Origin of the sequence: Paenibacillus sp. S25 (genome assembly GCF_019454085.1) — a bacterium.
GTDB lineage: Bacteria > Bacillota > Bacilli > Paenibacillales > Paenibacillaceae > Paenibacillus > Paenibacillus polymyxa_B.
Window position 1 is genome coordinate 3,789,571 of record NZ_CP073683.1, and the last position, 13,480, is coordinate 3,803,050.

At 48.0% G+C, this 13,480-nt stretch carries 1 protein-coding gene; it reads right to left on the reverse strand.

Translation table 11 applies throughout. From position 1 onward, the window contains the following. Positions 1–29: 29 nt before the first annotated feature. Entirely contained in the window at positions 30–13,430 is a 13,401-nt protein-coding gene (locus KAI37_RS16635; RefSeq protein WP_220029849.1) for an SDR family NAD(P)-dependent oxidoreductase, read from the reverse strand. Positions 13,431–13,480 lie beyond the last annotated feature (50 nt).

Here is a 13,480-nt window from a genome sequence, read left to right on the forward strand (position 1 = left end):
TCTATTGCCTCCCAGCACGTAGAAACTTCTCATTTACGTATACATATATTGAGGATTTCACTGGCAGCCTCATCAACAGACAGGGTATCGTTCATCATTTCATCCAAGAGTCTGCCGCACAATATATCATCAAAGTCTACATCGCTCTCACCTTGCGAAAATAATGCATAGGCTTTTACTTGATCCTTGCTTTCAGAAGTCCAGTAATGCTCTTTAGCAAAAGGGTAGGTAGGCAGGCTGATACGGTGAGGCATCTTCCCTGTGTAAAGTTTTTTCCAATCCAAATTTATCCCTTTGGCCCACAGCTCCAAAAGCTTGGTATATTTCTTTTTGGAAATCCAAAGATCGATCATTTGTTGCAAGTCTTCGTCCCCCGAAAAAATAGACAACGATTCTCTGTTGCGTTTAGCCTGTCCCCTATATAGGTTGAGCATGTTATGACGTCCATCCACAAAACTCTTTAATTTTCCCTCAAGCTCTGCGGTAGATTCCACAAGTACGGCTAAACGCTCCTCCATCGCTTCGCGCCCCACCTGAAGCGTGTAGGCAATATCCGATAGGCTTGCGGATGATAGCTGACCCTGAAGAGCATTCAGCAGCTGCCGTCCCTTTTCCTTAAGCTGCTCCTCGCTCTTGGCTGACAACACGATCATGACAGGTCCCTGAGAAGCGGATTCTGTTTCAGACTGTTCCTGATACTCGGGAATATACTCTTCAATCACGATATGGGCGTTTGCCCCGCCTGCACCAAAAGACGATATTCCAGCCCGTCTTGGATATTCTTTTGTGATTCCATCGGTTGTAATTACCGGTCTCTTCCATTCCTCCAGGCTTTGCTGAACGACAAAAGGAGTATTGTTGAAATTAATTTCAGGGTTCAACTTCCTTGAATGTAAGGATGGTACTAGCTGACTGTGCTTAAGCTGCAACAATATTTTAGTCACTCCTGCAATGCCTGCTGCACTCTCACAATGGCCTATATTGGATTTGACTGCCCCTATGGCGCAGAACTGCTTATCCTTTGTGAATTTTTCGAATGCCCTTGTCAATCCTGCAATTTCAATAGGATCTCCCAGAGCTGTTCCGGTTCCGTGGGCTTCAATATAACTAACTGTCCTTGCATCGACATCCGCACGCTGGAGCGCTTCTTCAATCAACCAGGATTGAGCTTGAGGGCTAGGTACTGTATAACCGCTGGTTTTACCTGAAGCATTAAGCATGCTCCCTTTGATTACTCCATAAATATGGTCGCCATCTGCAATGGCCTTCTCCAACGGCTTCAACACGATCGCGCCGACACCCTCTCCGTCGACGAATCCATCTGCCTGATCTCCGAATGACTTACATTCACCCGTTTTAGAAAGCATCGTCATAGCCGACAGCTTGATATAGTGGATAGGGTCTACAATCAAGTTGACTCCCCCGGCAATGGCACACTCGCTTGTACCGCTATACAGACTTTCCAAAGCCAAATGGATCGCCGTCAATGAGGAAGAGCAAGCGGTATCTAAGGACATACTCGGACCTTGGAAATCCAAATGATAGGAAACCCGGTTCGAGATGGAATTATATTGAGGTCCCAAACCGTAATTTCCGTTCATAACGCCTGCAAATACACCGACTCTTCTACTCTCACAAAGATTGGCAGGGGTATACCCAGCATCCTCTATGCTTGCATATGCTGCTTCCAGGAAAAGTCTTTCCTGCGGATCCATTGTTTCGGCTTCTGCGGGAGAAATCTTGAAAAATAGCGGATCGAATAAATCAATACCTTCGATAAAACCGCCCGATTTCGTATAGATTGTGCCCCTTTTCCCTTTTTCTTGGTCAAAGTAGGTCTTCCAATCCCAACGGTCTTTCGGAATTTCAGTTATGCAATTTTTACCTTCTCTTAGATTGTTCCAATATTCCTCTATATTACGAGCTCCCGGATAGCGTCCTGACATCCCAACAATCGCAACATCCCTGATAGTGGAGGATCGTGTCGTTGGCTTTTCCATTGTGCTGTCAGAAGGCTTAAGGAAACGCCCTCCCCGGTCAAACTTCGTTGGGACAGTAGCGAGTAATTGTGAAGCAGAAACCTCTTCAACTCTGGAAGTCTCTTCGGTCAACTCCTGTTCCTTCATTCCTACCAGCTTCTTCAACGAGTCCTTTTGCGTTTGAAGAAGGTATGCTACTAGATCATCTATAGTGTTGTACTCAAAAAACAGCGTGCTGGCAAAATCCTCGATGACTTCACGCAAAACATTTGTGATTTGCACAACCAATATCGAGTCGATTCCATACTCTTCCAGGGCAACCGTTGAGTCGATACTTCCTGGTTCCATTTTTAGCGTCTCACCAAGCAAATGTTTAAAGTACGCCGTACTTTTTTCACGCAGCACATGCTCTACCTCTGCTTGTGCTACCTCTATTTTGGGTTGAGATTGTTGTTTCACTGATACCGTCTCTACGTTTCTTTTCTCCACCGATATTGTTCTTCGTTTGTGCTGTCGCTTTTGCCGAACCAAGCCATCGCTTTGGGCTGCAACAATCTGCTGGCCCCAATCATGCGCCTCTTGCGCCGGGAAGAACGCTGCATGGAAACCTTCTTTGTCCAATACGGTTTTCCATATTTGAGGGTGAAGCCCTGGGCATCCAGGAATACGCCATTCCGGATCCTCATACGCCCACCAGCCATCTAGCAATCCGAAGGTAAGGTGGGTAAACACGCTACTACCTGTGATTTCATTGAGCAGGAGCAAGCCGTTACTTTTCAAAACCGCTTTTGCATTACGTAACGCCTGACGGATGTCTTTTGCGGTATGAAGCACATTAGCGGCAATGACAATATCATATTTACCCGTCTCAATACCTTGCCCGGCAATAGGTTCTTCAACATTAAAAATCTGATAGCTCAGATACGGATTATCCGGCCCATACTCTTTTTCCGCGTGCATCAAAAAGGCTTTGGAAATATCGGTATAGCAATATTCCTCAATGTGTTTGCGGTATGGGCGCAATTTCAGGAAAAGCGTAGCACTGGTCCCTCCGGTGCCTGCGCCGATTTCCAGAATTCTGATTTTCGCAGTGGAGTCGGCCATAATCCTCTCCTGAATATAAGCGGCAGTAGTATCGGCAAGTACTTCATTAAAGTAGTCCACCACCAGATTGTTCTTATAAATTCCTTCCACTAGTTCCATTGAGGAATTGGGAAAGATGACTTCAGTCGCAGGCGATTTTCCGGTAAGCACTTCCGGTAAAGCCCGTAGCGTTGTCTCAACCAAATTGACCTTTGCTCTCATCTGCGGATATTGCAGCCAAGTACGCTTACGCTCTTCCCATTCCTGCCAGACATCATCTCGATCCGTCAAGCTGGAGTTTCTACCTGATAGGTCGTTATCCATCTGTGTCAAAATCGCCATGCTCTCTTTCAGCCATTTGCCATATAGCTCAGGTAGTCCGAGTCTATTTTTGAACTCGTCGACAGACTGACGATCTGTCCCTGATAACCCCATGGACAAGAGCTGCTCCTGCAACAACCTGCGTAGGAGATGTTCCATCTCCCTTTCCTGGAGGTCGCCCATATCGTCTGCGGCATAGTTTTCGATAAAATGGCTTCTTGATTGTATTGCTGTAGCAATATTTTCCTGTATATCCCTGAGATTCGGATCCGAATTAGGCGGGCAAAGATCAATCTCTTCCGTCGGATTAGTCCCTTCCATCTCCAAATGTCTTGTTGTTTTCATAAGCCCCATTTGGTCCACCGGTGAGGCAAGAAGCGTCTCCAGCGCCTCCATCCCCTCCTGCGGGTCAATGAGCCCAACACCTATTTGCGCCAGTCTGGAGTAATTTTCTACCTCCTGCCCTCCATTTTGAGAGGCATTGTTTTCGCCGCTCCCCCAGTATCCCCAGTTCATGACCTTCACCGGACAACGCCATTCCTGCGAAAGACGATGCGCAAACGCGTCTTTAAAGGTACTTCCGGCAGCATAGCTACTTTGTCCCGGATTCTTTACATAGGTAATAATGGAAGAGAAGAACAATACGAAATCCAACGGCTCATTTTGGAAGACCTGAGCCATGCGTACACTTACATCAACCTTTGCTGAAAGCCCTGACCGGAACTCTTCCTCCGTCAAATCTTCCAAGCCCTTCTCCAAAAATGAAATGGCTGAGTGGACCACTCCGTTTATGTTGGAGTACCGCTGTTTTATTTCCTCATATGCCCGCTGCAGCTCCCTTTCGTCTGCTACATCCGCCGTGATATAGCATGGAACAGGTCCCAGGCCTTCAAATCTGTCCAGTTTGGCCTGGATAGAGGCATCCTTTTGCCTTCTGCCTAGCCACACCATCTGGGCCTGGTAGGTACAGGCCATATACTTGCTCCAAGCCTCTCCGATAGTGCCAGCGCCCCCGATGACCACATAGACGCCTCCGGTTTTGTATAGCCTCTGTCCTTTTAAACCTGAAGTCTGTTTGAATGGGATCAAGTGCTGCCGGTACCACTGCCCATTCCTGAAAACCCACATCCGTCCTTGCCGGTCCGAAGGCAGCGTAAACATATCGGATAACGGCCAGTCAGCATCGGATTGCAGGTCAAGGATACGGATTTTCCAGTTCGGATATTCTTTGGCCATGGTGCCTACCAGCCCATGAAGACTTGCGTGAGTCGGGTTGACTGTATCGTTCTGATCCATCGGCTGAGCTTGATTGGTTATCGTTGTCCAACCTAGCTTTTTCGTCCCGTATCCCAATAGAAGCATCGCTTTGACCATTCTAAAGAAGAGAAGGACTCCCTGCTCCTGTTCCTTGATCAAGGATTCGGCAGTCACCGATTCGACGGAAGCGCAGGGTGCAATCCACAGAATATGGTCAACGGCTCCATATTCTTCTGCCTTTGAGGCAACTGTTTCAATGGAATCGTGCGCCTGAAGCTCCAAGAAATGCGCCCTAGGATAATACTCCCGGATGGCCTGTCTGTCTTTGTCAGTACCACCTGCAATGACCAATCGGTCTGTCGGTGACGGGGAAACGATATCTTTTTTTACAGCAGCCGGGTCCCATTTCGGAATGAGCATTACGGATCCTACAAGCGGGTCGGCGGCACTTTCTCCTGCCGCTGCGCCTTGTGCATTTTCAATGCCGACTTCTCCGTCCAGCGCCCGGGTGGATAATCCTGTTATTCTGACGCAAATAGTTCCTTCCTCATCACACAAGTCAATATTAAGCTTCTGTACCTTGTCTTCTTTCTTGCTGCCCTCGCTGTATTGAATCAACGACCACATGGTCGGGGTGCATGTCCCATAAATCTCAATCTCTTGGAGGGCAAACGGCATATGAGGCGTAGCTGGTACAGTGCTGCCCGGTAGCCCTCCGTTCTCTTGGCCCATAATTAGCCCGATGGATGCATGCAAGGCCGAATCCAGCAAGCTAGGGTGAAGGACTAAGCTGTCCGCCATATTAGAAATGAAGGAAGGTATTGCCAGCTTGGCTAGCACCCTGCCCGGATGTGTATATACCTTCTCCACACATCTGTATGCCGGGCCATAATCCATTCCCATTTCCTCGAAGATTTCATAACATTGCGATCCGTTAAACCTGTGTTGACCAAAATCTGCCTGTAACGCCTTAAGGTTTAGTGTCGGTTTTTGCTCTACGTAAACCTGCACCGCATCACCTTGGCTATGCACGGTATGCCCTCTTTCGCTTCCTACTTGCCCGCTGTACACTTCAAAGCTGATTTTTCCGATGTCTTCCAGGGAGAGCCTGGTGTGTACAGAAACTGGCTGGTTGTCCACTACAATAGGCCGAATCCAGTTTACATTTTTCAAACGGATTCCTGTTGAGCTGTTGTCCATTTCTCCTGTGGAACGTTCTACAGCCGCCCGTACCATCTCAAGATAGGCTACGCCAGGCAGAACCTTTTGGCCTTTCACAACATGATCCTTGAGGAAAAATTCCTCGCCTGTAAACGTTGAACTGAACCGCTGCTCCAGAAAGTCTGAAGTGTTCTGATGCAGTAAAGGTGTCAAAAAGGATGATTGGGACGAAGCGGCCTCTGTTATTGCGGCGTTCTTTCCCTCATGTACGGGTATCCAATAGCTTTCTCTGGCAAAAGGATAGGTTGGCAGACTCATCCTGCGAGGCTTCACATCCTCATAAAGCTTGTTCCAATCCAAAACCAGTCCCGTAACCCAAAGTTCAGCGAGCTTTCCATACTTCCCTTTGTCCACCCATGCATCAATCATTTTAGCCATATCTTCATCGACTTCCTGAGTGACAAGCCCTCCTTTATTACGCTTTACCTGTCCTCTATACAGTTCTTCTACGCCTTCCTTTTTTTGTAGGAAGCCTTCCAATTTCCAGTCAAGCTCTTGGATGGATTTTGCAATGATCGCCAGACGTTCGTCCATCGCATCTCGCCCGATTTGCAGCGTGTAGGCGATATCTGAGAGACTTGTATGCGGGTCATTCAGCTCTCTGATTGCAGACAGCAATCTTTGCACCTGCTCGTCCAGCCTTTCCTTATTTTTGGCCGACAACACGACTATGACAGGATTCAGGGATGCAGGCGCAGCTTGCTGCTGACTAGCTTCTTCTGGAATATATTCTTCGATGACCACATGAGCGTTAGAGCCCCCAGCACCAAAGGCCGATACTCCTGCTGCCCTTGGGTATTCTCTGGTTTCACCGTTGATGGCAACTACAGGTCTTTTCCACTCTTCTAATCCCTGCTGAACTTTAAAGGGACTATCGCTGAAGTCGATATTGGGATTTAAGGTGCTTGCATGCAGAGAAGGCACGATTTGTTTATATTTCAACTGCATAAGCACCTTTGTCACCGCGGCGATACCAGCTGCACTCTCACAATGCCCGATATTAGACTTCGCCGACCCGATTGAACAGAACTGCTTATCGCCGGTATATTTTCGGAAGGCCTTTTGTAAGCCTGCAATTTCAATCGGGTCTCCCAGTGGAGTACCTGTTCCATGGGCTTCTATATAGCTGATGGTTCTGGGGTTGATTCCTGCATCCTTAATTGCCTGACCAATCACACGGGCCTGTGCGTTGGGGTTAGGTACGGTATAGCCGTTCGTTTTCCCCCCGTGGTTCACTGCAGTTCCTTTGATAACTCCATATATCCGGTCTCCGTCTGCTATGGCTTTGGCTAATGGCTTGAGCAGCAAAGCCCCGACTCCTTCTCCCGGTACATATCCGTCTCCCTGTCCGAAGCTTTCACATCTCCCATTGCTTGATGCAAAACTTCCCTGTCCCAACAATAGGTATTTGTTAGGATGGATGGAGACGTTGACCCCTCCTGCTACTGCTAGTTCGCATTCTCCATGCTGTAGTCCATGACAGGCCATATGAACTGACGTCAGTGACGAGGAGCACATGGTATCTACAGCGATACTTGGCCCTTGAAAATTACAAAAATACGATACCCGGTTGGCAACCGCCGAGGCATTCCCGAGAAGTCCAATCATCCTTCCCTTGGCTTGTTCCTGGGCTCCATAGAGTTGATACTCATGGTACATCACTCCGACGTAAACCCCGACATTGCCTTCTATGCCGCCAAGCTCCCGCTCTGCACAAAGGGTTTCTCTCGTATAACCTGCATCCTCTATCGTTTCATAAACGCATTCCAGGAATAAGCGCTCCTGCGGGTCCATCGTTTCCGCTTCCCTTGGCGATATATTGAAAAACAACGGGTCAAACCAGTCCACTCCATCGATGAACCCTCCCCACTTGCTGTAGGTTTTTCCGGACTTGCCTCTGTTTTCATTAAAGTATAGACTGTGATCCCAGCGTTCCTTGGGAATCTCTGTAATGCAATCCTTTCCATCCCTTAGGTTTTCCCAGAACTCTCGGATACCTAATGCTCCCGGATATCTTCCTGACACGCCGATAATTGCAATGTCTAATGCCTTCTTCTCCTGATGTGGCTGTATACCTGTAGGGAGAAGCCATGGACGCCTACGATTAGCCGATATCGAGGCTAAAGGCTCTATGGTTGCTTTTATAGGTACTTTCGGGCCTGCATCAGGAGCTGCATTCTTCTCTGTCGCTTCTACAGCATCAATCAGCCGACCGCGATACGATTCAAGGAAATAACCTGTCAATGACCGGAGATTCTGGTATTCAAAAAATAATGTTTTCGGTAATGAGCCGAAAGTCTTTTCCAATTCATTGGTAAGCTGCATAACCAGTATGGAGTCAATCCCATACCTGTCCATTGGTGCATTTACATCTATACTTTCAGCGGGCAGCTTGATCACGGTTGAAAGTACCGTTTTCAAATAACCCTCCGCTTTTTCCCTTAGCCATCCTTCTCCAATAAGCGGTGCTCCCCCGCTTTCCATTACAGATCGGCCTGAGACATCAGTTTCCGAGAGCTGGCCTAAAATTGCCGCTTTAATCCTTTGGGGATACCCTTCGATCACCATAACCTGACTTCTGCCGGAAGACAGGCTTTGATACAAAGCTTTGATTCCATTCTCCGTTTGCATGGCAATCATGCCCAAGCCTTGCATCGCCCTTTCCGTTTCCAGGTCGACATGCATGCCTCCATCCTTCCACAGAGGCCAGTTTATCGACAGCGTTTGCCCCTGGCGCTGCTTTGCTGTTACCAAAGCATTTCGATAGGAGGCATACGCATCCATAAAGCCATTGGCAGCGGAGTAGTCAACCTGTCCTACATTGCCAAGGCTTCCTGCGCCCGAGGAAAATAAGATAAAGAGGTCTAGAGGCAAGTCTCTGCTGGCCTGGTCCAGATTCATCACCCCTGAGACCTTCGGAGTCAGCACTTCTCTAACTTCTTCTTTAGTCTTCTTGATGATGAAGTTGTCCCGAATCACTCCGGCTGTGTGCAAAATACCGTTAAGGCCGCCAAATTGCTCGACGATGCCATGAATTAACCCGGTAACCGATTCGTTGTGGCCCACATCCGCCTGTTGATACTCTATATGACCGCCCAGCGCTCTCAGTTCGCTTAACAGAGCCTTTTGGTCCGCAGAAAGTGATGACCGACCCACCAATACGACGGTGGAGTTTTTCACATTGTGCACGATGGCTCTGGCAAAAATAAGCCCCAGGCCGCCTAAGCCACCAGTAATGAGATAGATCCCACCATCTCTCCACGGCAGGTCTGCATCTTCACGTAAGGCTTCAATTTCTTGCCACATTAAAGCCTGTCGTTTGTCCCCTTGGTACCGTATCCGTTCGTTATGCCGGTCACTTCGGTTCCCTTGTAGTTTCTCAATGATTCCTTCGACATCATCTTCCACATCAAGCTCAAGCAACTGACCCATGACATTCGGATTTTCTTTTTGAGCGGTTTTCAGCATTGCAAAGAGCCCGGAATAAACCTGTTGGTCCTTCCGAGCATGGGTTGCAAGCTGTATCAAAACTTTCTGTTTGGGGATGTCTAGCAGGATGCTTTGCAATTCTTCAAATATTTGAATGGTATAATCTTCAAAACGACTGTCCATATCCATGCTGGAGGACTGTAAAACAAGGCAGCGAGTACCATCCATGCGGGCTTCAATATCCTCCCCGGTGATACCATCAAACTCACACAGGATCACAACATGCCGGATATCGTCGTTAGCGTTCACCCCTGTGGTGACAGGCATCTCCTGCCAGACAGGCTCAAGCATCAGTGTACCCATATCCTCAGTGATGCTGGCTTGCCTCACATCTCCTTCCAAAGCTCTGGATAAAAGCCCTTTGAGCTGCACGCAAATCTTCCCGGTCTCATCGCACAGATCAATATCCACCTTGCTTAATCCATTCGACGTCTCTTCACTCCCATGTTGCGAGATCCGGGCCCACATCACTGGAGTGCATTTTTCGGATATCTTCAGTTCCTCCAAAGCAAAGGGTAACGCAGGCTTGCCTACAGGCAAATTTTCTTCCGAACCCATTACCAAGCCGATTGTGGCCTGCAAAGTTGAATCCATCAAAGCTGGATGCAGTACAAATTCACTTTGAGTATGGAGTACAGCGGATGGTAGGGACAGCTTGGCCAACACGTAATCCTTTCCTCGAAAGATTGCCTCAATACCACGGTGTGCGGGTCCATAGTCTATCCCCATGGCTTTGAAAGCTTCATAGCATTGGCTCGAAGAAAGTGGTGTGCGGGTACAGTCTGCCCGTAAGACATTCAGGTCCAGATACTGTATCTCCCCAACCCTCTCCAACACAGCCACTCCCTGACTGTGTATAATACCTTCAGCGTCGGCTCCTTCCATCCCGCTGCATATTTCAAACGCAATCTCTCCATTGTCCTGGGGATATAGACTGATGAGTACCCTGACCGGTCCGTCTGCTACAACCACAGGCCGAGCCCATACGATATTTTTCAGCTGAATATGGGTCTCGCCTTCTACTACGGCCCCCACTGCCTCTTCTACAGCTGCTCGCACCATTTCGAGGTAAGCCACCCCGGGTAATGTTTGTTGACCCTTGATTCTGTGGTCTGACAGGAAAAATTCCCGGCCTGTAAAAGTAGAGCTATAACGTTGTCCGGAGAGATCGGAAATATTCTGATGCAATAAAGGATGAATTTGGGCAGTCACAGCCAGATTTACACTGCCTTGTCCAGTGTCTGTTTCGGATAACCAATAGCGTGCCCTTTCGAAGGGATAGGTCGGCAGACTGATTCGTCTGGGCTTGATATCTCCATACAGTGCGTCCCATTCAATGCTTGCGCCATTGGCCCACAATTTGGCTACCTTATCAAGTCTTTTCTTCTCAGTCCAGGCACGAACCAGGGTTCCGGTGTCTTCGTCCGAATCCAAGAGTTCGATTCCGCCACCTGCATAGTTCACACGGCCGATCAGCACTTTTTCCGACGAGTTTCCGTTAATAAAACATTCAAGTTCATCTATCAGATTTTCTCTTGAATCCGTCAAAAACGCGAGACGCCAGTCCATAGCCTCTCTTCCCACTTGCAAGGTATAGGTCAGGTCCGTGAGATTAACGCTTTCGTGCAACTTAACAAAATTCATCATATCTGCTGCATAGGTTTTCAAGGATTGTTCACTTTTAGCGGACAGCACAAATAGTCCCGGGTTGTCTTTACCCACTGGGGGTAGATTCACCGCAGAGACTACAGGAACATATTCTTCAATAACCATATGAGCGTTAGTGCCGCTAAATCCGAAGGAACTTACGCCCGCACGCCGGGGTACTCCCGGTTCGGGCTCCCAGCTTTGCAGGCTGGTGTTAATATAGAACGGGCTATCCTCCAGAGAAATATGCTCATTTAAGGATTCGAAATGAATGGTAGGCGGCAATTGGTGGTGCTTCATGGCCAGCAGCACTTTCATCACACTAGCCACTCCGGCCGCAGTCATCATATGACCCATATTGCTTTTCAGTGACCCCAATGCGCAATAGCCCTTCTTGCTTGTATAGGATCGGAATGATTCCGTAAGTCCCTCCACCTCGATAGGATCACCCAGCTTTGTTCCTGTCCCGTGGGCCTCGATCATGGAGATGGTTTCGGGATGAATGTTAAACCGTCGATATACGTCTTTTTCCAGCGAGATTTGTGAATTTACACTTGGGGCAGTTATTCCGTTGGTTTTTCCATCCTGGTTCATTCCCCATCCCCGAATAACTCCATATATGGAGTCCTTGTCTCTGACTGCATCAGAGAGCCGTTTTAATAAAATGACCCCCACTCCTTCTCCGGGGACAAACCCGTTTGCACGGGCATCAAAGGTAAAGCACCGTCCATCCTTGGACAGCATTCCTGCCTTACTAGTCATAACATGCATCCCCGGACCAGCCATAATCATAACTCCGCCTGCCAAAGCAAGGTCACTTGTTTCTAAAAGGAGACTGTTGCAGGCTTCAGCAATAGCCACCAGAGAGGAAGAGCATGCGGTATCAATAGCCAAAGAAGGACCTTTCAAATTTAGCAGATAAGAAATCCGAGCGGATAGAATTGAAGGCGATCCTCCCATAAGAACCTGCGCATTTAACCCCTGCCCACTCATGGACCTCCCATAATCACTGGCTGCACAACCTACAAAAACACCGCAGCGGCTCTCCGACAGTGAAGCTGGATTTAATCCGGCATCTTCAATGCATTTCCAGCTGCTTTCAAGAAACAGGCGCTGTTGAGGGTCCATCATCTCTGCTTCTGCAGGGGATATATTAAAGAACAACGGATCAAATTTATCTACATCCTCCAAAACACCCATCCATTTGCTATAGGTTTTTCCCTGAGCCTTGGGATCAGTATTGTAATATTCATCGATTGACCATCGCGTTGAAGGGATTTCCGATATACAATCCCTGCCCTGAGCCAGATTGTCCCAAAATTCAGCCAAAGTCCTGGATTCGGGGAATTGCCCTGCCATACCAATAATTGCGATAGACTCCTTATGTTCCTGACCGCGCGGCATATCTGGCATAGCTTTTTTAGAATCAGCATGCTTGACCGGTTTGTGGGAATCATTGCTATTCGGCAGCTGTCCATAGGCGAATTGAATCCGTTCTTTAACCTCTTGCTGATTCACAAACGTTTTATCCTGCATTTTTATTTCTTTTTCAATAGTAGCCGCCAGCTTTTCTCTTATCGATTGGGCCATATGGTTTTTCAGCTCAATTAATGACTCCCTGGGAGACTCAGACAGTTTTCTTGCCAGCTGCATGGCGTACGGCACCACTTCATTCCTCGGTACAACTGGAAAAGGAACCCCCTTGGTTTCCAGTTCCGAACCACTATATCTAGTACCTGTAAATAGAATTTCCTGTGCCATACTAACCCCGAATTTCTCAGGGAAAATCAGGGTCGAACCCGCTCCGGGAGTAAAGCCGTACTTCATAAAGTTAGTGGTATAGATGCTTTCCCGACTCATCACGATAAAATCGCAAAACATCCCCATGCACCAGCCAGCACCAATCCCATGTCCCTGCATAGCAGCGATGACGGGTAGCTTGCAATCCAATGCAATCTTGTAAACATTGGTATCGCTATATTTCGCCTTTCCCTCATGGATAGCCAGCAACCCCTCTTGGGTGCCTCCTGTGGCAAAGTAGGTGTCATATCCCGTCAGAATCACAACTTTATAATTCTCGTTAGCCTGGACCGTTTCGAATGCTTGATTCAGGCCAATGATCAGTTCATCGGAAAATGTATTTTTGTGCTCCGTGTCCTTCATTTTCAACAGGACAATCCCGTGCTCAAATTCCTGCAATTCAACCACAGACTGTACCTTTATTTGGGGGGCGCTTATCTCCTGCCCATCCTCCGGCGTGTGGAAGCTGTCCAATGGTTGCAACGTGAAAGCCCGTCCTTCTGATAATTCCTGTGGACTGGCTTCCAATGATTCATCCGGGCGCTCGTCAATAAATTGAAGCAATTGTTTTTCAGCATCTTCATAATTTATTTCCCCTGCTTGCACCGCACGAAAAATATCTTTTGAATCCATAAACATGTCCTCCTAGCTGTATGAAATAGGACAAATATCGTGTTGGCTGT